The sequence below is a fragment of the Streptomyces sp. A012304 genome (assembly GCF_026008495.1).
Lineage (GTDB): Bacteria > Actinomycetota > Actinomycetes > Streptomycetales > Streptomycetaceae > Streptomyces.
The window spans coordinates 35,076-58,930 of record NZ_BQUN01000182.1; the positions used below are offsets into that span (position 1 = coordinate 35,076).

General features: G+C 72.1%; 22 protein-coding genes. 15 read left to right on the forward strand and 7 right to left on the reverse strand.

Annotation, left to right across the window (positions count from 1 at the left end):
- The first annotated feature begins 75 nt into the window (after nt 1–75).
- Both ALMP_RS36105 and htpG read left to right on the forward strand, forming a co-directional pair.
- Nucleotides 76–519 carry a hypothetical protein gene (locus ALMP_RS36105; RefSeq protein ID WP_264936049.1) on the forward strand — a complete coding sequence of 148 codons (444 nt, stop codon included), beginning with the start codon at nt 76–78 and terminating at the stop codon, nt 517–519.
- A gap of 86 nt (nt 520–605) precedes the next feature.
- Nucleotides 606–2,525: a molecular chaperone HtpG gene (htpG, locus tag ALMP_RS36110; protein ID WP_264936051.1), complete on the forward strand. Its 1,920-nt coding sequence runs from the start codon at nt 606–608 to the stop codon at nt 2,523–2,525.
- A gap of 62 nt (nt 2,526–2,587) precedes the next feature.
- On the opposite strand, the gene ALMP_RS36115 is transcribed toward htpG, so the two are convergent.
- The gene (locus tag ALMP_RS36115) at nt 2,588–3,217 is read right to left on the reverse strand and encodes a flavin reductase family protein (protein ID WP_264936052.1); all 630 of its coding nucleotides are present in this window, start codon (nt 3,215–3,217) and stop codon (nt 2,588–2,590) included.
- 66 nt (nt 3,218–3,283) lie between these two features.
- On the opposite strand from ALMP_RS36115, the gene ALMP_RS36120 reads away from it, so the two are divergent.
- Nucleotides 3,284–4,009, forward strand: a complete 726-nt coding sequence (locus ALMP_RS36120; RefSeq protein ID WP_264936054.1) for a helix-turn-helix transcriptional regulator — start codon at nt 3,284–3,286, stop codon at nt 4,007–4,009.
- Between the two features lie 232 nt (nt 4,010–4,241).
- Nucleotides 4,242–5,243 (forward strand): glycoside hydrolase family 11 protein, encoded by a 1,002-nt coding sequence (locus ALMP_RS36125; RefSeq protein WP_264936057.1) that lies wholly within the window; start codon nt 4,242–4,244, stop codon nt 5,241–5,243.
- A 99-nt stretch (nt 5,244–5,342) separates the two neighbouring features.
- On the opposite strand, the gene yidD is transcribed toward ALMP_RS36125, so the two are convergent.
- Both yidD and ALMP_RS36135 read right to left on the reverse strand, forming a co-directional pair.
- Nucleotides 5,343–5,783: a membrane protein insertion efficiency factor YidD gene (gene yidD, locus ALMP_RS36130; protein ID WP_264936058.1), complete on the reverse strand. Its 441-nt coding sequence runs from the start codon at nt 5,781–5,783 to the stop codon at nt 5,343–5,345.
- A gap of 123 nt (nt 5,784–5,906) precedes the next feature.
- On the reverse strand, nt 5,907–7,364 hold the full coding sequence (locus tag ALMP_RS36135) for an FG-GAP repeat protein (RefSeq protein ID WP_264936059.1): 1,458 nt from the start codon (nt 7,362–7,364) through the stop codon (nt 5,907–5,909).
- Nucleotides 7,365–7,606: 242 nt separating this feature from the next.
- Here ALMP_RS36135 and ALMP_RS36140 point away from each other — a divergent pair, with 242 nt between their 5' ends.
- The gene (locus ALMP_RS36140; protein ID WP_264936060.1) at nt 7,607–8,215 is read left to right on the forward strand and encodes a hypothetical protein; all 609 of its coding nucleotides are present in this window, start codon (nt 7,607–7,609) and stop codon (nt 8,213–8,215) included.
- 451 nt (nt 8,216–8,666) lie between these two features.
- The gene (locus ALMP_RS36145; RefSeq protein WP_264936061.1) at nt 8,667–10,787 is read left to right on the forward strand and encodes a SpoIIE family protein phosphatase; all 2,121 of its coding nucleotides are present in this window, start codon (nt 8,667–8,669) and stop codon (nt 10,785–10,787) included.
- A gap of 23 nt (nt 10,788–10,810) precedes the next feature.
- Here the strand turns inward: ALMP_RS36145 and ALMP_RS36150 are convergent, their stop codons facing one another.
- Nucleotides 10,811–11,224: an SRPBCC family protein gene (locus ALMP_RS36150; RefSeq protein WP_264936062.1), complete on the reverse strand. Its 414-nt coding sequence runs from the start codon at nt 11,222–11,224 to the stop codon at nt 10,811–10,813.
- A gap of 307 nt (nt 11,225–11,531) precedes the next feature.
- On the opposite strand from ALMP_RS36150, the gene ALMP_RS36155 reads away from it, so the two are divergent.
- From ALMP_RS36155 to ALMP_RS36165, 3 genes are all read left to right on the forward strand, one after another.
- On the forward strand, nt 11,532–12,278 hold the full coding sequence (locus ALMP_RS36155; protein WP_264936063.1) for an SOS response-associated peptidase: 747 nt from the start codon (nt 11,532–11,534) through the stop codon (nt 12,276–12,278).
- 318 nt (nt 12,279–12,596) lie between these two features.
- Nucleotides 12,597–13,832, forward strand: a complete 1,236-nt coding sequence (locus ALMP_RS36160; RefSeq protein ID WP_264936064.1) for a polysaccharide pyruvyl transferase family protein — start codon at nt 12,597–12,599, stop codon at nt 13,830–13,832.
- Nucleotides 13,833–13,871: 39 nt separating this feature from the next.
- A complete protein-coding gene (locus ALMP_RS36165) occupies nt 13,872–15,326 on the forward strand; it encodes an FAD-dependent oxidoreductase (protein WP_264936065.1) in 1,455 nt (484 codons plus the stop codon).
- On the opposite strand, the gene ALMP_RS36170 is transcribed toward ALMP_RS36165, so the two are convergent.
- A complete protein-coding gene (locus ALMP_RS36170) occupies nt 15,323–16,138 on the reverse strand; it encodes a hypothetical protein (RefSeq protein WP_264936067.1) in 816 nt (271 codons plus the stop codon). The two genes, ALMP_RS36165 and ALMP_RS36170, sit on opposite strands and share 4 nt — an antisense overlap.
- Nucleotides 16,139–16,313: 175 nt before the next feature.
- Between ALMP_RS36170 and ALMP_RS36175 the strand changes: the two genes are divergently transcribed.
- The 5 genes from ALMP_RS36175 to ALMP_RS36195 all read left to right on the forward strand — a co-directional run bounded on the left by ALMP_RS36175 (nt 16,314) and on the right by ALMP_RS36195 (nt 20,022).
- Nucleotides 16,314–17,135 carry a class I SAM-dependent methyltransferase gene (locus ALMP_RS36175; protein ID WP_264936069.1) on the forward strand — a complete coding sequence of 274 codons (822 nt, stop codon included), beginning with the start codon at nt 16,314–16,316 and terminating at the stop codon, nt 17,133–17,135.
- A gap of 85 nt (nt 17,136–17,220) precedes the next feature.
- Nucleotides 17,221–17,919 (forward strand): hypothetical protein, encoded by a 699-nt coding sequence (locus ALMP_RS36180; RefSeq protein WP_264936070.1) that lies wholly within the window; start codon nt 17,221–17,223, stop codon nt 17,917–17,919.
- A gap of 77 nt (nt 17,920–17,996) precedes the next feature.
- Entirely contained in the window at nt 17,997–19,265 is a 1,269-nt protein-coding gene (locus tag ALMP_RS36185) for a S9 family peptidase (protein WP_264936072.1), read from the forward strand.
- 50 nt (nt 19,266–19,315) lie between these two features.
- On the forward strand, nt 19,316–19,657 hold the full coding sequence (locus tag ALMP_RS36190; protein WP_264936074.1) for a VOC family protein: 342 nt from the start codon (nt 19,316–19,318) through the stop codon (nt 19,655–19,657).
- Nucleotides 19,658–19,809: 152 nt separating this feature from the next.
- Nucleotides 19,810–20,022 carry a hypothetical protein gene (locus ALMP_RS36195; protein WP_264936076.1) on the forward strand — a complete coding sequence of 71 codons (213 nt, stop codon included), beginning with the start codon at nt 19,810–19,812 and terminating at the stop codon, nt 20,020–20,022.
- Between the two features lie 6 nt (nt 20,023–20,028).
- Here ALMP_RS36195 and ALMP_RS36200 read toward each other — a convergent pair whose 3' ends face one another.
- Together ALMP_RS36200 and ALMP_RS36205 are read right to left on the reverse strand one after the other, a co-directional pair.
- A complete protein-coding gene (locus tag ALMP_RS36200; RefSeq protein ID WP_264936078.1) occupies nt 20,029–21,459 on the reverse strand; it encodes a hypothetical protein in 1,431 nt (476 codons plus the stop codon).
- Nucleotides 21,460–21,609: 150 nt separating this feature from the next.
- The gene (locus ALMP_RS36205; protein WP_264936080.1) at nt 21,610–22,476 is read right to left on the reverse strand and encodes a nuclease; all 867 of its coding nucleotides are present in this window, start codon (nt 22,474–22,476) and stop codon (nt 21,610–21,612) included.
- A gap of 307 nt (nt 22,477–22,783) precedes the next feature.
- On the opposite strand from ALMP_RS36205, the gene ALMP_RS36210 reads away from it, so the two are divergent.
- A partial coding sequence (locus ALMP_RS36210; protein WP_264936082.1) for a hypothetical protein occupies nt 22,784–23,855 on the forward strand: 1,072 nt, incomplete at its 3' end.

Here is a 23,855-nt window from a genome sequence, read left to right on the forward strand (position 1 = left end):
GGCGGGAGTCCCATGGCTCCTGCGGCGCGGTCGCCGAGAGGCGGGACGGACCCGTTGTCAGTGGTGGGCTGAAGAATGCCCGCAAGAAAGATCAACACCGGCCCGGACGGGGTAAGCGGTGTCGATGAACCCGTCTCCGGAAAGGTCACGCCGATGCCGTTCCTCCACGACCTGGCGCAGCGTCCGGCTGGGCGTCCGATCGCCGCGCGGACCCCGGCGGAGGCCGACGTCCTGCGCATAATCTCCGACTCCCGCACCGCCGTGTTCGTCACCGAGTACGCGGGCGGCCGCCGCCGCTACGGCTACTGGCGGCCCGTCGACGCGGCCGCTGACCGCGGCGGCTGTTACGTCGCCCTCCCGACCGATGTGTGCGAGCGCCTGCGCGCCACCGGACGCGTCACCCTCGGCGAGCCCGTCACCGACCCGGCGAAGACCACCTACCGGGTGCGGCCCGCCCGCACACCCGCGGCGCCGGCCCGGCTGCCGCGGGCCGCCCGGGAGCGGGATCGCGCCGCCTGAGGTGGGGCCGCCGTCACTGCCTGTCCTACAGTGGCTGCCGTCAGTCAGTTTTCCGGATTTCCGGGACGGAGAGGTAGTCGCGAACCATGCCGACCGAAACGTTTGAGTTTCAGGTGGAAGCCCGTCAGCTCCTCCAGCTGATGATCCACTCGATCTACTCGAACAAGGACGTCTTCCTTCGGGAACTCGTCTCCAACGCCTCCGACGCGTTGGACAAGCTGCGCTTGGAATCCCTGCGGGACGACACGCTCGACGCCGACGTGTCCGACCTGCACATCGAGATCGACGCCGACCCGGACGCCCGTACCCTCACGGTGCGCGACAACGGCATCGGCATGTCGTACGACGAGGTCGCACAGCTCATCGGCACCATCGCCAACTCGGGCACCGCCAAGTTCCTCCAGGAGCTGCGGCAGGCGGAGGACGCCGCCGGCGCGGAGGGGCTGATCGGACAGTTCGGCGTCGGCTTCTACTCCAGCTTCATGGTGGCCGACGAGGTCGTCCTGGTCACCCGCCGGGCCGGTGAGGCCCAGGGCACGCGCTGGTCGTCGCGCGGGGAGGGCACGTACACGCTGGAGACGGTCGACGACGCCCCTCAGGGCACCACCATCACCTTGCACCTCAAGCCGGCCGACCCCGAGAACCAACTCCACGACTACACCTCCCCGTGGAAGATCCGGGAGATCGTCAAGCGCTACTCCGACTTCATCACCTGGCCCGTCCGCATGGTCCCGCGGCAGCCGGCCGCGCAGGACTCCGGTGACGACGGCGACGCCACGCCCGAGCCCGAGACGCTGAACTCGATGAAGGCCCTGTGGGCGCGCTCGCGCGACGAGGTGAAGGACGAGGAGTACCACGAGCTCTACAAGCACATCAGCCACGACTGGACGAACCCCCTGGAGACGATCCGGCTCCAGGCGGAGGGCACCTTCGAGTACCAGGCCCTGCTGTTCATCCCGTCGCACGCCCCGCACGACCTGTTCACCCAGGGCTACAAGCGGGGCGTGCAGCTGTACGTCAAGCGCGTCTTCATCATGGACGACTGCGAGGCGCTGCTGCCGCCGTACCTGAGGTTCGTCAAGGGCGTCGTCGACGCCCAGGACCTCTCGCTCAACGTGTCCCGCGAGATCCTCCAGCAGGACCGCCACATCCAGATGATGCACCGCCGCCTGGCGAAGAAGGTCCTGTCCTCGGTGAAGGACATGATGACCGCCTCGCCCGACCGGTACGCCACCTTCTGGCGGGAGTTCGGCGCCGTCCTGAAGGAGGGACTCGTCACCGACACGGAGAACCGTGACGCCCTCCTCGCGGTGTCGTCGTTCGCGAGCACGCACGACGCCGCCGAACCGACCACGCTCAAGCAGTACCTGGAGCGGATGAAGGACGGGCAGGACGACATCTACTACCTGACGGGCGAGTCCCGCGAGGCCATCGAGAACTCCCCGCACATGGAGGCCTTCCGGGCCAAGGGCATCGAGGTCCTGCTGCTCACCGACCCGGTCGACGAGGTGTGGACCGACACGGTGGGCGAGTACGAGGGCAAGCGGCTGCGGTCCGTCGCCAAGGGCGAGATCGACCTCGACGCCGAGGGGGAGACCGCCTCGGAGGAGGACCGCGAGAAGCAGGGCGAGGAGTACGCCGAGCTGCTCGGCTGGATGAAGGAGCGGCTCGCCGAGCAGATCAAGGACGTGCGGCTGTCGTCCCGGCTCACCGTCTCCCCGGCCTGCCTGGTCTCCGACACCCACGACCTGACCCCGGCGCTGGAGAACCTGTACCGCGCGATGGGCCAGGAGGTTCCGCGCACCCAGCGCATCCTCGAACTCAACCCCGAGCACACCCTCGTCAAGAGCCTGAACCAGGCGTTCCGCGAGGGCGGGGACCGCACCGCCCTCGCCGAGAGCGTGGAGCTGCTGCACGGCCTCGCGGTCCTGGCCGAGGGAGGCCGTCCCGCCGAGCCCGGGAGGTTCGTGCAGCTGCTGGCGGACCGCATGGAACGCGCCCTGTAGGCCGTCCTCGCACCGCGACCGCGCGGCCGGCGCCCCGGCGTGAGGGGCGCCGTCCGCACACGTCACGCCGCGCGGCCGGCGGGCCCGGCGGTCTCCGAGCGGAAACCGTGCCCGACCTCGGGGGCGAGGCCGTGGTAGTGGCGGAAGTTGTAGATGAGCGGGCTCCAGACCGCCGGGTCGATGTGCTGCGTGCCCGGCACGACGATGCGTTCGTCGGCGTGGACGCGCAGCACCTCGCACTCGACGCTGAGGAAGAGACCCCCTCCGCCCGGCGTCAGCGCACGGGCCCGCGCCTCCAGCTGGAGGGCGCACTCCGCCACCCGCGGCGGCCTCACCAGGTCGGAGCCGGCGGGGGTGAGCCCGGCCGCGCCGAACTTGTCGGGCTCGTACCGGTACAGCGCCCGCTTGCCCTCCGGCACCGGGTCGGCCCCGGTGAGCGGGGCGAGGCGCTCCACGTGCTCCCACATCCGCGGCGACGCCACGTTGATCACCAACTCGGGGCGCTCGGCGAGATTGCGCACGGTGGCGCTCTCGGCTCCCAGACCGAGGACGACATGCTGTCCCAGCGCCCAGGCGGAGGAGACCGGGGCGAGGTTGAAGGTGCCGTCGTCGTTCTCGGTGGTCAGCAGGACCACGGGCGTGCCGAAGTAGAGGATGCTCGGCCGGATCACTCGATGCGTGTCAGTCGTCATGTCCCGAGACGCTAGGGCCACGACGTTTCGACGCGCGTCGAAGTGTCGTCGGCCGACAATGGTCGGGTGACCAGCCCCGATGTGCACGCCGAGGAACCGGACCTCGCCTCCCTGGGAGCGCTGCTGGCCGACCGGACCCGCGCCTCCTTCCTGCTCGCCCTGCTCGACGGCCGTGCCTGGACGGCGACGGAACTGGCGCACCTGGCCGGTGTCGCGCCGTCCACGGCGACCAGCCACCTCAACCGGCTGGTGGCCGGCGGTCTGCTGGCCGAGGAGCGCCGGGGCCGGCACCGCCTTGTGCGTCTGGCGGACCCCGGCATCGCCGAGATGATCGAGGCGCTGGCGGCCCGGGCCCCACAGCGGCTCGTCCCGGTCCGATCGCTCACCGCCGCACGCCGGCACCGCGCCGTCTCCTTCGCCCGCGTCTGCTACGACCACCTGGGCGGCTCCCTGTCCGTGGCGATCACCGACGCGATGACCGAACGCGGTTTCCTGGCCTGGGAGTTCGGCCCCACTCTCACCCCGTCGGGTGCCGCGTGGCTGACGGACCTGGGCATCGCCCGGGAGGCGGCGCCGCATGTGCGGACCTGCCTCGACTGGACGGAACGGCGCCTGCACCTCGCGGGTGCGTTGGCCGCGGGCCTGTTCCACCACGCCTGTCACGAGTCCTGGCTCGTGCCTGCCGAGGACTCCCGCGTCCTGCGACTGACGGACCGAGGCCGGGACGCTCTCCGGCAGAACCTCGGCCTGAGGGAGGAAGCGCTCGGAAAAGCTTCGAATGTTTCGAAGTAGCGAATGGCACCACGCGATATCGAATTCGAGCCAGTTTGGTTCACTCGCGGACAACAAGGTGAATTCCCTGCTCCGAGCTGCGGGAATTCTCAGTCGCCATATGAATGATCATGCGAATGTTTCGAAATTCGTGTCGAAAGTGTTGACTGTTGACGGGGTCCGGCCAACACTTTCGCTCCGGACAGTCGGCGGTTCCGGTCCCGCACCAGCCCCACGAGGAGGAAGCACGGACATGAACGCGCCCATCGACCCCAAGGACCGCAGTCGCGGCCGCCCCGTGCCGTTCGTTCGCAGTGTCTGGGCCATCGCGCTGGCCGCCGTGATCGCGTTGCTCCTGCCGAACGCCGCCAGCGCCGACACGGTCATCACCACGAACCAGACGGGCACCAACAACGGCTACTACTACTCGTTCTGGACCGACAGCCAGGGCACGGTCTCCATGAACCTGGGCAACGGCGGCACCTACGGCACCACATGGAGGAACACCGGCAACTTCGTGGCCGGCAAGGGCTGGAGCACCGGCAGCCGCAGGAGCGTGACCTACTCGGGCACCTTCAACCCGTCCGGCAACGCCTACCTGACGCTGTACGGGTGGACGTCGAACCCGCTCGTCGAGTACTACATCGTCGACAACTGGGGCACCTACCGGCCGACGGGCACCTACAAGGGCACCGTCACCAGCGACGGCGGCACGTACGACATCTACCAGACCACCCGCTACAACGCCCCGTCCGTCGAGGGCACGCGGACCTTCAACCAGTACTGGAGCGTCCGGCAGTCGAAGCGGACCGGGGGAACCATCACCACCGGCAACCACTTCGACGCCTGGGCCCGCGCCGGAATGACCCTCGGCAGCTTCAACTACTACATGATCCTCGCCACCGAGGGCTATCAGAGCAGCGGCAACTCCAACATCACGGTGGGCGGCACCGGTTCGGGCGGCGGCGGTGGCGGTGGCGGTGGGGGCACCGGCTGCACCGCGACGCTGTCGGCGGGCCAGCAGTGGAGCGACCGCTACAACCTCAACGTCTCCGTCAGCGGCTCCAGCAACTGGACCGTGACGATGAACGTCCCGTCCCCGGCGAAGGTCCTCTCCACCTGGAACGTCAGCGCCGCTTATCCCAGCGCTCAGGTGTTGACCGCCAAGCCCAACGGCAGCGGCAACAACTGGGGTGTGACCATCCAGCACAACGGCAACCACACCTGGCCCACGGTCTCCTGCAGCGCGAGCTGACCGGCGCGCGACCTCACGAGGGAAGGACGCCGGGCAGGACGGGGCGGCAGACCGTCCCGTCCTGCCCGGCGTCTCGCACGGTGCCGGAGCCCGCCGGCCTCAGGAGGGCACCGGGTCCCGGAAGCCCCGCCGCCGCGCGGCCTCAGGCCGACAGCGCAGCAACCGGCCCACGATCAGCCGGCCGCCCCGCAGGGCCCCATGCCTGGCCAGGGCCTTCACGGCGTACGTCGAGCAGCTCGGCGTGTACGGGCAGCAGGCGGGCCGGCCAGGGCTGACCGTGACCCGGTACCGCCGGACGGCCTCGTACATCGCCCCGGCCACCCGACCCGCCGGACGCGGCGCGGCGTGGTCGTCGCCGGGCTCGGCGGCCACCCCCGCCCGGGGCGCGAGGAACGCCAGGGCCAGCGATGCCAGCCACATCTCCGGACAGCACTGGCGGCACATCAGGCAACTGTCGAGCGCACCGTCGACGCAGCTCTCCTGCCCCCGCTCGCGCCTCGCCTGCCGCCGCCGCTGCCTCTCGCTCCGGCGCTCACGCACCCCGGCCCCCTCCCCCTGTCGTGATCATGGTCACGACTCTACGACCCCGCGGGGCGGCCCCGCGGGCGAGGGTGCCGTCCGTCCCCGGCCGCGAGGCGGGGACGGACGCGGGTGCCGGCCGTGTCACTCGTCGATCGCCGCGCCGAACAGCGCGTCCGTGCCCACGGCGTCGAACGAGCCGCCGCCGTACAGCCAGGAACCCTCGGCGGTGACGCCCGTGGTCGCGGTCGGGAAGGCGATGGCGACCCCGTCGTCCGTGTTCTCGCCGGGGGCGGCGGCCAGCAGTTCGGCGCGGCCGTCGTCGTCGGTGTCGACCAGCCGGACCTGCCCGCCGAAGGCGTCACCGGCCTCGGCTGAACCCGGGACGTGCGTCGAGTTCTGGTCGAAGGAGCGCACCCCCGTCGGCGTCCAGCCGCGCTCCTGACCCCGGACCACCCACACCGCGCCCGCGTCGGGCACGGTGCCGATGTCCTCGCCGGGGGCGCCGATCGCGATGTCGGCGTGACCGTCGCCGTCGGAGTCGGCGACCGACAGGTCGGTGCCCCAGCCGTCACCCTCCTCCGCCGTGCCGGGAATGCCCGGGGAGTCCTGGGTCAGTTCGTCGGCGAGGTCGGTCAGGCCCGCCTCGCCGCCGTAGCGGATGGAGACCAGGCCCCCGGAGCCGGGGCCGCCCTCCTCGCCGGTGACCAACTCGTCGTATCCGTCGTCGTTGATGTCACCGGCCGCGGCGGACGGGCCGCCGGTCAGATCGCGGACGTAGGCCAGGGCGTGCCGACCGCCCTCGTACACCACCGACCGGCCCCGCACCCCCTCCTCGTCCACCAGGCCGAGCCCGGAGACGACGAGGTCGGCGTATCCGTCGCCGTCGAAGTTCCCGGTCGTCAGGGTGAACGGGACCACGGACCGGTCGCCGGGGTCGTCGACGGTCTCCAGACGGGTCACGCGCAGCATCTGCCCCTCGTCCGAGAACAGGTCGACGCCCTCGTCGTCGGACACGGCGATCCCGTCACCCGGCGTCGCCGCGGTGAAGCGGGCCGCGGCCACGGCACCGCCGTAGCCCGCTTCCCGCGTGGGCTCCACGGCCTCCAGCGAGACGCTGCCGGTGCCCCGCAGGCCGCTCGCGGAGCCGTACAGCACGCTCGCCCGGCCCGCGTCCACCACCCCGTCCAGGTCCTCGCCGGGCGCGCCGATGATCGCGTCGTCGTAGCCGTCCGCGTTCACGTCACCGGTGGCGACGGAGGCGCCGAAGGCGTCCCCGGCCTCCGCCGCGCCGGCGATGCCGGTCGTCGCCTGGCTGAGGACGGCGGTACGCACCCGTGGAAGAGTGTGGGCCGTTCCGATGCCACTGGCCGAGCCGTACTGGACGGTGACGTAACCCGCGCCCTTCCGGCCGTCGACGGTGCCGCCGGGCGCGCCGGTCAGGACGTCGTCGTAGCCGTCCCCGTCGAAGTCGCTGTTGCGGTCGCTCGCGTACGTGCCGCCCGGCGTGCCCGCGAAGGCGGCGGGTGCGGCGGTGATGCCGGCTCCGGTCAGCAGCAGGAAGGCGGCGGCACCCAGCGCGAGATTCCTTCGGTCGATCATGAATTGGCCCCTGATGGTCGATGTTTCTCCTTTTCCGACTGACGTCCGGTTCGACATGACATGCCGCACATGAGTTGTGCGGGCCTGCCCGTCTGTGACAGGTCGGTGACAAACCGCGGTCGCCCGGTGGCTTCCGTCGGCGCGGAGTCTGTCCGAGCATCGACTCGCGAAGGCGGGTGCCGAAGACGGGCACCCCTCGCCCGCTGTCGCGGACAACGGGCCCGGCGGAAGGGGGAAGACGCGTGTTCTCACGCAGGCGCAAACCGCGCGAGGGAGACGAACTCCGAGCGAAGTTCATCGCCAACCGCGAGAAGGTCCGGACCTGGACATCGCGTTGGGACTGCCCAGAGGTCGAGTGGCCGGCCTTCGACGAGGTGCCGCACCCCTGGGTGATCCGGCCACAGGAGCACGGCCAGTGGCTGGACCGGCACGCGCCCTTCCTGGACGAGTACCGGTGGTTCCTCGAGGCCCGCCCCGTGGCGAACGGCGTCGACGAGCTGTCGGCACAGTGGGAGTTCGGCCCGGGCCACGAGTTCCAGCGCCTCACCATCCGCTTCCGCAGCGTCCTCGATCCCGAGTACCTCGCCGAGAAGCTGGCCCTCGGCATCCACGCCGCCGACCTCAAGGGCTGGCAGGACGACGACGTCCACGGCATGTACGACTGGCTCCTCGACGGCACACGCCACTGCGCGAACTCCGGCGCGGTGCGCGGAAAACACCGCACGGGCTTCCTCCTGAACGAAATGAGCTGCTTCTCGGTCAGCCGAGTCGAGGTGATCACCGAGACCCGCACCACCGTCACGGACACCGCCCTGGACGGCACACCCCTGAACGCCGACGGCAGAGCGTAGACGCGCTGAAGCCGGACCCGGCGCCGCCGGTTGTACGCGCCGAGCCCGCCCCCGCTACGGTGTGCGGCATGCAGAGGCAGGCAGCGGTCCGAACATGGCCGTGCGACTGGTGCGGAACGCCGGTTCCCCAGTCGCGTCGGCGTTGGCGCACGAAGCGGTACTGCAGCAAGGCGCACCGCCGCCGCAACCGGATCGTGGAAGCCATCGGGAACTTCCTCGACAGCCTGTAGGGAGCCGGCGGACACCGGCGCCCGACCGGGCGCGGCGGCGCCCACCCGGGAAGACCTGCCCGGCGGCGGGGTGCCCGCCCCTGGAGAGAGGCGTAACGTCGCCCTATGGGCGAGGTCGGGTGCGTTTCGCCGGGCGCGTACGCCGCGCCCGGGTGGGTCGGCGCCCGCGGCGGGTCGGCGAGCGCGGTCGGCGCGGTTTCCCGCCCTGCTGGAGGTGCCTCGTGACCGGCACGGCTGATCCGGCCACCGAGCACGACGAACTGGACGCCGCGTTCGCGGAGGCGGTCCGCCGGACCGGCGCGTCCGTCGGCGCTCTCTACCTGCTCGCACCGGACGAGCAGGTGCTGCTCCTCGAAGTGCTGTGCGGGGCGCCGGCCGAGTTCGCCGCCCCCTGGGCGAGGGTCCCGCTGGCCGCTCCCGCACCGGTGGCCGACGCGGCGCGCGAGGACCGCCTGGTGTGGGTGAGCGGCCAGGAGAAGATGGCGCACGCCTACCCGCGCACCGCGATGGCGCTGCCCTACCCGTTGGCCCTGGCCGCAGCCCCGGTCACCGGCGCCCGGCGGTGGGGGGCGCTGCTGTTGATGTGGCCGGCCACGCGCCCGCCGTACATGACCGGACGGGAGCGCGGGCACATCGAGTCCAACTGCCGACGGCTGGCGCGGCTGCTGGAGGACACCGTCGAGCGGGGCGGGTCGCCGGTCGTCGGCGGCGGACCCCGGGTCGTCCCGGTCAAGGCCGGCCCCCGCTCGGCGAACCCGGCGACGGCCGCCGCCGACTTCGTGGAGCGCCTGCCCGGCGGAAGCTGCTCACTCGACCTGGAGGGGCGCTTCACCTACGTCAGCTCCGGCGCCTGCCGCCTGCTGGACCGCGAGGCCGACCAGCTGCTGGGCACGCTCCCGTGGCAGTCCCTGCGCTGGCTCGACGATCCCGTCTACGAGGACCGCTACCGCGCCGCCGTCATCAGCCGTGAGCCCGTGTCCTTCGCCGCGTGCCGCCCGCCGGGCGAGTGGCTGGAGTTCCACCTCTACCCCGACGCCAGCGGCATCAGCGTGCGCATCGTCCCCGCCGGGGGGCAGCCGCCGCCCCGGCCGGCGCCCCGCCTGTCCACCCGCACCGTCACCCCGGCCCGCGCGGGACAGCTCTACCAGCTCACCCATCTGGCCGCCGCGCTGACCGAGGTCGTCGGTGTCCAGGACGTCATGGATCTGGTCGCCGACCAGATCATGCCCGCCTTCGGCGCGCAGGGACTGGTGCTGTCCACCGCCGACGCCGGCCGGCTGCGGATCACCGGTTACCGCGGCTACGCCCCCGAGACCATCGAGCGTCTCGACGGCCTCAGCCTGGACACCGCCTTCACCCCGGCCGGGCAGACCCTGACCAGCGGCATGCCCGTGTTCTGCTCCGACGCGGAGGAGATGCGGCGTGTCTACCCCGAGGCCTCACTGATCAGCGGCAAACAAGCGTGGGCCTTCCTGCCGCTGATCATCTCCGGCCGTCCCGTCGGCTGCCTCGTCCTGTCCTACGACAGCCCTCACACGTTCCCGGCCGAGGAACGGGCCGTGATGACCTCGCTCGCCGGGCTCATCGCCCAGGCCCTCGACCGCGCCCGTCTCTACGACACCAAGCACGACCTGGCCCACGGCCTTCAGGAGGCGCTGCTCCCGCGCGTCCTGCCCCGGCTGGCCGGACTGCGCGTCGCCGCCCGCTATCTGCCCGCCACCCGCGGCATGGAGATCGGCGGCGACTTCTACGACCTGATCCGGCTCGGGGACAGTGCCGCCGCGGCCGTCATCGGCGACGTCCAGGGCCACAATGTCGCCGCCGCCGCGCTCATGGGCCAGGTCCGTACCGCCGTCCACGCCCACGCGGCCCTCGGCACCTCCCCCGACCAGGTCCTCTCTCGAACCAACCGGCTCCTCACCGACCTCGCGCCCGACCTGTTCACCAGCTGCCTCTACGCCCACTTCGACTTCGCGGGCCGGCGCGTGACGCTGGCCGGCGCCGGCCATCCGCCACCGCTTCTGCGCCTGCCCGACGGTGACACCCGGCCCGTGGGCGTGACACCCGGACCGCTGCTGGGCATCGACCCCGGCGCCGACTTCCCGGTGACGGACATCCCGCTCACGCCCGGCTCGACGTTCGCCTTCTACACCGACGGGCTCATCGAGACGCCCGGCACCGACCTCGACGACTCCATCGCCGACCTCGCACGCCATCTCGCCCACGCCGACGACCAGGACCTGAACCTGCTCATCGACACCCTCCTGAGCAAGACCCGCACCTCCGGTCAGCGCCTGGACGACATCGCCCTCCTGCTGCTGCACCCCACGGCGGACCACTGAGGACGCGGTCCACGGACCGCCCCTCAGCCGGCCGCGTGGTCGACGCGCGACCGCACCTGCTCCTCCAGGCGCCGCAGGCTCGTGTCCAGCGCGTCCCGCACGGCCTGCTCGCCCGGCTGGTGGCGGTCGTCGAAGAACGACAGGTGGACCGTCACCTCGCTGGCTCCGCTGCCGATGCCGGCGACCTGGAGCCAGCCCGTGTAGCCGCCTCGCTCGCGGGTGCCCCACTCGATCCGCATCTGCTCGGGCTGGGCGCGCAGCACGGCGGAGGTGTCCTCGTCGGTGCGGTCCTCGTGCACGGTGACGGTGGGCGGCTCCCCGGCCTCCACGTGCAGCGCGTCCGGCAGCCAGGCGTCCAGCCGGCCGACGTCGGCGGCCTGGTCGAAGACCTGCTCGGGCTGCGCGGGCATCGTGCGGGAACGTTCGTACTCGGTCATCGCGGTACCGTCCTCGACTCGGGATGACGTACAGCGCACCGCGTGCCCGATCTGCCCGGTCGTAAGCCCGGTCCGCGAAACCGTTCGCCGTGGGCACGGCGACGTCCAGGCCACCCGCGCCGGGCGCCTGCGGTCCGCGCCGCCGGTGCCCCGACTCGCCGGTCCGACGGGCCCCCGCCCCGGGCCCACGAAGCACCGCGCTCGGCGGCCCGGCACGGCGGGCCCGTGGGGCGGCCGCCGCACGCCGTGGCCCGACACGGAAGTCGAACGGCGCTCTCGTCGGCGGAGCCGGTGGCACCCTGGCGGCATGTGCGGTCGCTATGTCTCCACCCGTCGCCCCGAGGACCTCGTCCAGCTCTTCCACGTCACCGACTGGCGGGCGGAGGAGACGCTGGCCCCGAACTGGAACGTCGCCCCCACCGACGAGGTGTGGGCCGTCCTCGAACGCGCCCCGCGCGACGAGAGCGAGGCACCCGCGGAGCGGCGACTGCGGCCGCTCAGATGGGGCTTGGTGCCGTCGTGGGCCAAGGACACCAAGATCGGCGCACGGATGATCAACGCGCGGATGGAGACCGTGCACGAGAAGCCCGCCTTCCGCCGCGCGTTCACCCGGCACCGCTGTCTGCTGCCCGCCGACGGCTTCTACGAGTGGCAGTCGGCCAAGGACCCCGCCACGGGAAAGACCCGCAAGCAGCCCTACTTCGTCCACCCCGAGGACGACCAGGTGATGGCGCTCGCCGGTCTGTACGAGTACTGGCGCGACCCGTCCGTGCGGCGGGACGACGACCCGGCCGCCTGGCTGATGACCTGCACCATCATCACCACCGAGGCCAGCGACGCGGCCGGCCGCCTCCACCCCCGCATGCCGCTGGCCCTCGCCGAGGACCGCTACGACGCCTGGCTCGACCCCGCCCACCAGGACCCCGACGCCCTGCGCGCCCTCCTCGGCCGGCCCGCCGACGGCCACCTGGAAGCCCGCCCCGTCTCCACCGCCGTCAACAACGTCGGCAACAACGGCCCTCAACTCCTGGAGGAGATCACCCACGACAAGTGATCACTGGCTGAGGAGGACCGCCCCCCTTCAGCCTTCGCTGGACGCGTGGGCCGCGTACACGGCACTCGGCGCTTCCGTCGGCCGAGGTTCGACCCGACCCGGTTCATGCCGGGCCGACGCCTCGCGCACACTCCTGCCGGAGGGAGACCTCAAGGCGGTGGTGCGCAGGACGAGCCTTGAGTGACCCTGCCCGCGCCGGGCGCAAGCCGACGGCGGTGTTTCCTCCGGGTGCGGCAGGCAACTCGGTGCGGGCGGCACGACAGCGCACCCCGCGCGCCCCGGTGACCCGCGCCCGTTGCAGCGTCCCGAGGAGGTCGGATGACGATCACCCCCCTTTCCCCCCAGGGCCGGCGGGCTCCACGCATCGGAGTCCTCGGCTCGTACGGCGGCTTCAACACGGGCGACGAAGCGATCCTGTCCTGTGTCCTGGGCTGCCTGCGCACACAGCGGCCGGGCGCCCGGCTGGTGGTCCTCAGCCGCGACGCCGAGCACACACGGGTGCACCAGCCCGAGGCCGACGAGGTCGTGGACTGGGAGGGCGTCCCGCGAAGGTCGGTGCTCGACGTCCTGGCGGGCCTGGACCTGCTTGTCCTCGGTGGCGGCGGAATCCTCTACGACGGTGAGGCCCGCCGGTACCTGCGGCTCGTCGGCGCCGCCCAGGCCTGCGGCGTGCCGACCTTCGCGTACGCCGTCGGAGCCGGCCCGCTGAGGGAAGCGGACGACCGGGAGGCGGTGCGCACCGTGCTGCCCGCCATGGACGAGGTCGTGGTGCGCGACGAGGAGTCCCGGCTGGTCCTGGAGGAGGTCGGCGTCGACCGTGACATCACCATCACCGCCGACCCGGCGCTGCTGCTGGCACCCGAGCCGTTCACCGAGCAGATGATGCGCCAGGAGGGCGTCCCGGCCGGAGTCAGGCTGGTGGGCATGTCCGTACGCGAGCCCGGCCGGGCGGCGGAGAACCTCGACGAGGGCGGCTACCACGCACTCCTCGCCGACGTCGCCGACTTCCTCGTACGGCGTCTCGACGCGCACGTCGTCTTCGTCCCGATGGAACGCCACGACGTCCGCCACGCCCACGGAGTGCTCTCCCGGATGACCGCGCCCGACAAGGGCCGGATCCTGAACAACGCCTACACCCCGGGACAGGTCCTCGGCTTCATGAGCCACGTCGACCTGGTGGTCGGCATGCGCCTGCACTTCCTGATCTTCGCGGCGCTGTCCGGCCTGCCCGTGCTGCCGCTGCCGTATTCCGGCAAGGTGTTCGACTTCGCCCGGCGTATGGGCGCGCCCGCGCTGGTCGGTGTGGACCGCGAGCAGGCCGGGCTGCTGCTCGCGGAGGTCGACCGGCTCTGGGACGAGTTCCCGCAGCGGCGCGCCGACCTCCACGACCGCGTCCGGCGGCTGCGGGAGCTGGCCCGCGAGACCTGCGTGCGCTGCGGCGCCCTCCTCGACACCCTCGACACCGTCCGGCCCGAGGAACCTTTCGCCCGCAGCGACCGCCTCGACGCCGCCGCGGGCGACCCGGCCCGGGCCCGGTCCGCCTTCCGCACCTGATCCTGCGCAGCCACCGGAATCAGCCGACGGGAAGAAGTCATGCCCCTCCTGGAACCGCCCCGCCAGCCCCGTACCGTCACCCTGCCCCCGCGCCCGGCACGCCACGGGGGCCGGGTGGACGTCCTGGTCGTCGGTGGCGGACCGGCGGGCACCGCCGCGGCCCACGCGGCCGCCGACGCGGGCGCCGACGTCGTCCTGGTGGAGCGGTACGGCTTCCTCGGCGGCAACGCCACCGCCGCCCTCGTGATGCCGCTGATGTCGTTCCACAACGAGCAGAAGCAGGCCGTCTTCGACGGGGCCGGCCTGGACAACCGGCTGCTGCCCGGCGACCACGGCGAGGGCCAACCGGTCGTGGCCGGGTTCCTGAGGCGGCTGCTGGCACGGCTCACCGCACGCGGCGGCTGCGTTCCCCCCTCACTGGACACCGGCTACACGGTCCCCTTCGACCCGGAGATCTTCAAACTGGTCCTCCTCGATCTGCTCGACGAGGCGGGCGTACGGCTGCTGCTGCACGCCTTCGCGTCCACCGCGCTGCCCCTGGACGACGGCTGGCGGATCGTCTTCGAGACGAAGTCAGGACCCGTCGTGATCGACGCGGGAGTCGTCGTCGACGGCACCGGCGACGGCGACGTGGCCGCCGCCGCCGGGGCGCCGTTCGAGGTCGGCCGGCCCGAGGACGGACGGGTGCAGCCGATGACGCTGATGTTCCGCGTCGCCGACTTCGACGCCGGCCGCTTCGCCGATTACGTGCGCGACCACCCCGACCAGTGGCGCGGCGTGCACGGACTGTGGGACCTCGTCGAGGAGGCCACCAGCGCCGGTGAACTGCGCCTGGCCCGCGAGGACATCCTGTTCTTCGGCACCCCCCACCCCCGTGAGCTCGCCGTCAACAGCACCCGGGTCACCAAGGCCCTCGGCATCGACGTGTGGGACCTCACCCGCGCCGAGTGCGTCGCCCGCCGCCAACTGGAGCAGATCGACCGCTTCCTGCGCGGCCGCGTCCCCGGCTTCGAGGAGGCGTACGCCGTGCAGAGCGGCACCCAGATCGGGGTGCGCGAGACCCGCCGCATCCTCGGCGACTACCACCTGACGGGCCATGACATCCTGGGCGCCCGGTCCTTCCCGGACGTCGTCGCGCACGGCGCGTACCCCGTCGACATCCACAACCCGCGCGGCAAGGGAACCGTCCTGAAACGCGTACCGCGGGGCCGCTTCTACGACATCCCGCTGCGCTGCCTGCTGCCCCTGGAGACCGAGCGGCTGCTGGTGGCCGGGCGCTGCATCTCCGGCTCCCACGTGGCGCACTCCTCGTACCGCGTCATGCCCATCGCCATGGCGACCGGCCAGGCCGCGGGCGTGTGCGCCGCGCTCGCCGCACGCAGCGGCCGGACCCCGCGCGAGGTGCCCGCCGACCGGGTGCAGGAGGAACTCCTGCGCCAGGGCGCCCGGCTGCACCGCACCGCGGACAGCGAGGCACGTGTCGCGGGAGGCTAGACATCGTCCTCCGGCGGAGAGTCCGATCCGAGGAACTTCGAGGTCGGTACGACGATCAGCGAACCGGACCGAGGGACGGTGAGGAAGACATGGCGCCCGTCCGGGGCGACAGCCACCCCGAAAGCCGACTCGCCCACGAAGACCGCAGGGCCCGCCTTCTGGGTCGCGGTGTCGATGACGTACAGCTCGGCCGCCCGGTCGAGTGTGTCGCTGACCAGCAAGGCATGACGTCCGTCCGGGGTGAACGCCACGTCCGTCGCCGCGCACCCCACGACGATCTGCCGGCCGGGAACCACCGTGTTGCTCCCGGTGTCCAGGATCTCCACGACGCAGGTGCCCTCGGTGGCCACGTAGGCCTGGCGCCCGTCCGGGGCGAGGGCGACCGCGACGGGCGCGCCGGTGTCCAGAGGGCCGGTGGTGCCGACGACCGTGTCGGTCGCCGTGTCGATCAGGGACAACTCGCTTTGGAAGCTGACCGTCACGTAGGCGTGCCTCCCGTCCGGGGCGACGGCCAGCCCCATGGGAAAGCCCGGCACGGTGACGTCGGCGACGACAGCGCGGCCGCGCAGGTCGAGCACGCTGACCCGGTCGGGGTGCTGGGACACGTACGCGCGATATCCGTCCGGAGTGAGCGCCACGCCCACCGGCTCGAACTCCAGGGGCACGGTCGCCACGACCGTCCTCGCCGCCGTGTCGACCACGCTGAGCGCGCGGGAGTCGTGGTCGGCCACATAGGCGTGCCGTCCGTCCGGCGAGAGGGCCACGCCCCTCGGGTTCTGTCCCACGGCAATCGTGGCCACGGCTTCGTCCATACTCCGAGCCTGACGCCGCCAGGGAGCGACGCAAGCCGGGTCGTCCGAACGCGGGTGTCCCACCCGGACGGTCCGGTGCGCTGGCGGAGAAGCGGGAGCGGTGATGCCGTGGACATGAGAGCTGCCCGGGGTTCCCTCGCGCACCGCGTATCGGCTCCGTAGGGAGGTCACCGCCATGGTCGGGCACACCGGGTCCCGGAAGGGACCGGAACGCGATCGTTCCACCTTGACGCACAAGGCCGGGTACGTCCTGCGCCACCCCGATCGCGTCGCCCCCTACCTGCGCCGTGCCGCCCGCGACACCTGGCTGCGGCTGAAGCACCGCGACCATGTGGGCTACTACCGGGCGGTGATGGCCCACGACACCCGCCGCGACCCGGAGGCGGCCGTCGGCAGCCGGACCCATGAGCGCTGGCTGGCCCTCGGGCGGATGCAGTTCGACTACCTCCTCGGGCACGGCCTGCTGCCCGAGCACAGGATGCTCGACATCGGCTGCGGCAACCTGCGCGGCGGCTGGCGCTTCATCGACTACCTCGACCCCGGCAACTACTACGGCATCGACATCTCACCCGACATCCTCATCGCCGCGAAGCGGACACTCACCGAGCGCCGGCTCCAGGACAAGCTGCCCCACCTGACCCTGACCGGCGACCTCACCCTCGACTTCCTCCCCGGCGAGCACTTCGACGTCGTCCACGCCCACAGCGTCTTCTCCCACTCCCCGCCGCATGTCATCGAGGAGTGCCTGGCCCACGTCGGACGTGTCCTGACCGACAAGGGCTTCTTCGACTTCACCTTCGACCGCACCCAGGGCAGCGAACACCACGTCCTGCGCGAGGACTTCTACTACCGCACCGAGACCCTCCTCGCCCTCGCCCGCCGACACGGCCTGCACGCACGCTTCATGCCCGACTGGGAACAGCTCCCGCACGGCCAGTCCAAGATCCGGGTGAGCCGCTCACCGCTGCCGGACCCACCGCCGCCGTCGGGAAGCTGACGGCCTCAGCCAGTAGGTTGTCGCCCGAACGACGATCATGCCCGAGGCGGCGGAAGCGAGAGCGCCGCCGGGAAGTGGGGGACAGATGGCGATACCCGAGCGTCCTGAGCCGTTGGATCCGGCTGTCGAGACGGCCGCGGCGGCCGGCGACGTGGCCGCGATGAGACAGCTGGGGCAGTACCTCTACGCATGCGGCAGCGCGGACCGGGCCGAGAAGTGGCTGCTCGCCGCCGCTGAGGCCGGTGACGCCGAGGCGATGTACACGCTGTCGCGGGTCCACCACGACCGGGCGGTGAGGGCGACCCCGCACGGCCGGGCCCATGACCTCACGGCCGCGTCCTGGTGCAGGCGCGCCGCGGAGGCGGGCTCCGTCAGCGCGATCCGGGGCATGAGCTCCTGGGCGGACCCCGGCGAACGCGAGTTCTGGTACCGGGAGGCCATCCGGACCGGTGATCCGTACGCGCCCTCGTCCCTCGCCGGCCTGCTCGCCGAGGAGGGACGCACGGCGGAAGCCGAGCACCTGTACCGGGAAGACACCGATGTGCCCGGACTCATCGGCGACTTCGCCCGCCAGGAACTGGCCTACCTCCTCATGCGGCAGGGACGCCTGGAGGAAGCCGCGGGGTACTGGACGCGCAACGCGCAAGCGGGTTCCTCGGAGGCGGCCCGGCAACTGGCCGGTGTTCTCGAGGAGCTGGGCAGGCCCGAGGAGGCCGCCGTGTGGCGCGGACGGGTCGACGCGCTGCGCGCCCGCGAACGCGAGGACGAGCCACCCCTGCGCTGATCACTGGGGAAAACCCCCTGTCCGCCGAGGGGTTGGCCGGATGGCCGGCGACACCCCGGCATCCGTACGGTCACGGCATGAAACACATCACGCGGTTACTGGTGGTCCCGGCGGTGGCGGTGGCGCTGACGGCGAGCGGCGCGACGAACGTGCTCGCGCAGGAGAAGGAGACGCCCCGGACGGCGGCTGTCGCGCCCACGGCACCGGACGGGGTGCGGGGCACGGTCGTCTCGGCCGACCCGCTGCGCACACTGACCGCCGAAGAGGTCGCGACCGAGCTGGCGGGGGACGAGGACGGGGCGTGGGACACCGGCGCCGTGCGGTACGGGCTGGACACCTTCCGGATCGTGTACCGCACGGTGGACCCGCACGGCCGGCCCACCACCGCCAGCGGAGTGCTGGCCCTGCCCCGCAGCGGTGAACGGCGACTGCGGACCGTGTCGTTCACGCACGGCACCGAACTGTTCAAGCGCGACGTCGCCTCCGTCTCGACCAGCGTGTGGGACCAGGCACCCGCCCTGACCTACGCCTCCGCCGGCTTCGCCGCGGTGCTGCCCGACTACCTCGGTCTGGGCCTGGGCCCCGGCCCGCACCCCTGGATGGACGTGCCCTCGGAGACGACGGCCGCCCTGGACATGCTGCGCGCGTCCCGCGCCGTCGCGGCGGCCCAGAAACGGGAGCTGCGGCGCGAGGTGCTGGTCACCGGCTTCTCCCAGGGCGCTTCGGCGGCACTGGGACTGGCCCGGTCGCTCCAGGACGGCGCCGACGGATGGTTCCGGCTGCGCGCGGTGGCGCCCATCAGCGGCGCCTACGCGTTCCGCGACGCGGAGCTGCCCGCGTTGCTGTCCGGACGGACCGAGCCGAAGGCGAGCGTGATCTACGCGGCGCTGACCCTGGTCGCCTTCGACCGCCTGCACCATCTGTACGACACGCCGGCCCAGGTGTTCCGCGCGCCGTACGACCGCACGATCGAAGGCCTGCTGGACGGCACACACTCCGGCCCGGAGGTCGTGGCCGGCACCCCGGACTCCCTCGACGCGCTGCTCACGCCCCGGGGCCGGGCGATGCTGGCCCACCCGACGGGGCGGCTGGCGGCGGCCCTGCGTGTCGCCGACGGCGTGTGCGCCGACTGGGCGCCGCGCGTTCCGATCCGGCTCTACTACGCGGACGCGGACGAGCAGGCCGTCACCGAGAACACCGCCCACTGCCACGCCGCCCTGCGCGCCCGCGGTGTCGACGTCCCGCTGGTCGGCCTCGGCACCCCCGACTACGGCGGCTCCCGCCACCTCGGCTCCCAGCAGAAGGGAACCGCCGCCGTGGTGCGCTGGTTCCGGTCCCTGAGCTGACACCCCACACGGACGCTTCCACCACGGGGCGCCGCACCTACCATGACCGCATGGCCCTCGACCTCTTCGCCGGCATCCCGGTCAGCGACTACCCGACGGCGCTGGACTGGTACGAACGGCTGCTCGGATCCCCGCCGACCTTCGTCGTCAGTGACACCGAGGCGGTATGGGAACTCGCGGAGCACCGGTCGGTGTTCATCGAGCACCGGCCGGGACGCGCCGGCCAAGCCCTGCACACCGTCTTCGTCGACGACTTCGACAGCCGTGTCGCCGAGATCGCCGGTCGCGGGCTGGAGCCCACCCAGCGGGAGACCTACCCGAACGGCGTGCGCAAGGCCGTCTACCGCGACCCGGACGGAAACGAGATCGGGTTCGGCGGCGCCCCGCTCTGACCGCCGTCCGTCAGCAGCGGTCGCGGTGCGGCTGTGGAGGCGGGCGAGCGCGGCGAGCACGCGGCGGTGGCCGCTGTCGCCGGGCGGCAGGCGCAGCCGACACCGTGAGGGTGGAGCCCTCTGCACCCCCATAACGGCATAAAGTGCACTGTATGGGAACGAACGAGGACAGGCGTCCGGCCCCGGGTGAGGGCGAGCAGGGCGACGACGCCGAGCGCCGGGCGGCCGAGAAGTACGTCAGCGACCTGCTGGCACGGGGCGAGGCGGTGTTCGAGGGCGAGGAGCCGACACCCGGCACGACGCATGTCGTCAAGCGCGAGGACGACGGACGGCTGACCGTCCGCCGTCTGCGCTATTCCCGCTGACTTCTTCTAGTCGAAGCAGCGGCGCACCAGAGTGAGGCCGTCCGTGGTCTCACTGCGGGTGATCTCGTGCGTCTTCAGCCGGGCGGGGTTGTCGTCGACGATCGCCGTGTCGGAGCGGTGCTCCGGGGGTACGTCGACCCGGCCGCGGCGCATGAGGTCCGCCAGGAACGAGGTGGCGACCTGCTCGGGGTCCGCGGGCCGCAGCGAGCCGCCGGCGGGGTCGGCGCCGGCGACGCCGAACCGCCGCACCTCACCGGGGGCCCTGAGGGTGAGCGGCCCCTTGATGCCGTACGTCATCCCCTGCACCGTGACGGTCGTCAGGCCCTCGTCGTCGCTGCCGCCCGGGGTCGCCTCGGTGAACCCGGCGCTTCGGCGCGCCACCTCGGCCGCGGTGATGGACGTGGCGGCATCCAGGGAGAGGATGCCGTGCCGGATGAACGCCGCGCGCAGGGACTGGCCGTGGGCGCCGCCGAACCGGCGCTGGTCCGCGGCGATCATGTGCCCCGCGACCTGCGCGTAGTAGGCGGACACCACGGGCGCGGCCACGACGGCGTCCACGAGCAGCTGGCCCGCGATCTCCGCCGCCCTCGCCAGAGCGGCCTGGTCCTGCGCGGGCTGCTGCCGGAAGATGCCGGCCACGATCCTCAGGAACGCGCCGCTGAACACGCGGGAGAACGAGTGCGGCCCGCTGGTCAGCATGTTCGCCGGCCCGAGCGGTGGCAGCTGCACCGGGTCCTGGTAGAAGAACCTGTTCGACATGTTGCGCAGGCAGTCCGGATCGACCGCGTCCCGGTTGAGCTGGCGGATCGCCCAGCCCATCTGCTCGGCCATCCTCGACACCCGTGAGGACAGCTCCAGGTTGCCCTGCGTCTCGGTCAGCACGGTGACCCGCAGCGACTCCATCTGGAGCGCGGTCAGCAGGGCGCTGATGTCGCCGAACGCCTCGTGCAGCGCGTCGGCCTCGTGCATGGCGGCGTTGAACAGCTGGGGCCGCAGGGCGTCGAGGACCGCGTGGCCCAGCTCGTGCCGGACGATCTCGGGGCTCTGCGCCGAGAAGACCTCCACGCCCGCCACGGTCTGGTGGAAGAACTCCAGGCCTCTGCGGGTGTAGAAGGCGTTGAGGTCGATGCCCTCGTCGAGGTGCGCGGTGAGCACCCGTCCGACCGACGGGACCCATTGGGTTCCCGACGGCACCAGCGGCCCCCACATCCGGCTGCCGCTGCTGAGCGCGTCGGCCGCCACCCAGTAGCGGAACGCCGGCGTGCCCGGCCCGGCGCTGTCCGGCTGCGGCGCGGGCTCCGCGATGGCCGTGGGGAAGGGCTGTGTCTCGAGCTGCGGTACGGGATGCCGTACCGGGACGACCCCCGGAGGGGATCCGGGGTCGTCCTCGTACACCAGAACGGTCTGCTCCATCGCGTGCTGCTGTTGCACCGTCATCGCGGCTCCATGAGGGGAAGGGGGAGGGGGATTTCTGAGCAAGAGTCCCCTATGTCCAGTACGTGCCATGTAGCCGCTTGTGTCAATTCGAACACAGAGGGTGACATGTCCGCCTGGCTGCCCTGACCCCCGCAGGAGTCCGCGTTCCGCTCAGTCCTCCTCGAAGACGAGCTCCTCGGGTGCGTGGATCATCTTCACGGTCGTGCCGTCGACCTTGACCACCGCGTCGAGACCGGTGGTGAACTGGCCGGTGGGCAGGACGAGGAAGCGGTCGGCCTGCTGGTCCAGGAAGGCGGGGAAGCCGGAGAGGTCGGTGTCACCCAGGTTGAGGTAGTCGATGAGGCGACGGAAGAGCTTCGGGAAGACGACCACGTCCTCGGTGAGCGAGGACACGCCGGTGACGGTCGCTCCCTTGAGGGTCGCGTCCTCGGCCCACAGTCCCTTGGGCGGCGTGGCGGTTCGCGCCTTCTGGGCCGTGGCCGTCAGCGCGTTGCGCAGGTCGTGGAAGAGGGTCTGGTAGTAGAGCGGATACGCCAGCCCTTCCGCGAGCAGGTGGTGGTTGACGGTGTTCTCCAGCATCGCCGTGTCCATGAACACGCTCGTCCCGCTGGCGGCCGGGGGAGTGCCGCGCCCGGCGAAGGCGATGCAGCGGCGGCCCGGGTCGACGCCCCGCGTCAGGATGAAGCCGGGCGCGCTCGCCGGGGTCGAGGCCGTCACCGTCTCGTCCGGCTCGCGCGTGACGCTGGTGAAGCCCACCCAGGACAACAGCGCGTCACGGGCCGCGTGGGCGTGGGTGAGCGGCTGATGGACGGTGGGGCCGGTGCGGGAGTAGTGGGTCTCGAGGGTGTCGATGGCCTCCAGGCGCAGCTTGCCCCGGCCGGCCGCATTGCGCTTGACCTTGCGGGGGCTGTCGATGAGGTCCCACTCGTCCGGGTCGTCGGGCCGGAAGTGGATGGTGTCCCCGTCCGGCTGGGTCCCCACGATCTCGTACGAACCCTTGATCAGCAGCATGGACATGACTGCGCGGCTCCTCTCGCGGTGCGTCCGCGAAGAAAATTGATCGCTCAGAGTCACCATAGAGGGCGATTTGACCGCTCTGCGTCAGGAAACGCGCGAGACGGTGGTGGAGTGACGAAGCCGCACCTGCCGTTCCCGCAGGCCGGGATCGATCAGTCGACGGCCCGGCCCACCGACGGGCGCGCAGGGGACAGGCGCGGTCCTGCTCGATCTGACCGTCGGGCGGTACGCGGCGCGGAGCCGTGCGCACCGGGCTGAGACCGGAAAATGACGCGCCGTCACCCAAGCGTCCAGGCAGGATGCTCCCGTGAACGACGTGCTGCGCGGACTCGCCGCCAACCCAGCCCTGCCCAGTGAACTGGTCGACCGGCTGATCGGGGTCGCCGACGACGAGACCGCCGAAGTCCTCGCCGATCGCGCGGACCTCAGCCGGTCACAGGCCCTCACCCTGGCCGCGCGCGTCGCGGACACCGTGGTGTCGCTGGTCCACGAGGGCAAGCTGACCGTCTCCGACGTCGACCCCCTGACCCGACCGGACGCAGCGCTCACCCTCCTCTACACCGGGGCCGAGAACCCCGAGTGGGCACGCCTCTTCGCACGGGATCCGCTCGTCGAGCACCGGGAGAAGCTGGCGGCCTGCCCCGGCCTGCCGCCGGACGTGGTGGAGACACTCGCCGCGGACGCCGACGTACGGGTCGTCGCGGAGCTGGCCCTGTGGACGACGGAGTCGGAGGTGGCCGCCCGGCTGGCGAGGCACCCGCACGCCGAGGTCCGGTGCGCGGTGGCCTGCAACGAGGCGACGCCGCCGGCCGTGCTGGAGACGCTGATCACGGGGGAGGGGCTGACGCCGGCACGGCGGTGCCTGGTCTGCGACCGTGAGCGGACGCCGTTCGTGCACGAGCCCGACTGCCCGCGGCCCGACTGCCGTCTGCCACCGGGGGCCGCGTGCGACGGCTCCCACGAGTCCACCGTCCACACGATGTACTACCGGGCGATACAGAACCCGGCCACCCCCGCCGAGGCCGTCGTCGGCTTCGCCGACCACCCCTCGTGGCTGCTGCGCTGCGAACTCGCCGCCCGCACGGACCTGCCGCCGGACGTCTACGAGCGGCTCGCCGGTGATCCCGTCCCCGGCGTCCGTGCCGAACTCGCGGAGAACCCCGCGATCGCCGAACCCCTGATCCGCACGCTCGCCACCGACCTCGGCCACGACGTGCGGCGCAGGCTCGCGCACCATCCGCGGGTGCCGCTCGACGTGCTCGCCGACCTGGCCGGCGTCACCAGGATCGGCCCGACGGCGCTGCCCCGGATCGCCCACGCGTCCCCCGCCGAGACCCGGGAGCTGGCCGGCTCGCGGGACGCGACCCTGCGCATGCTCG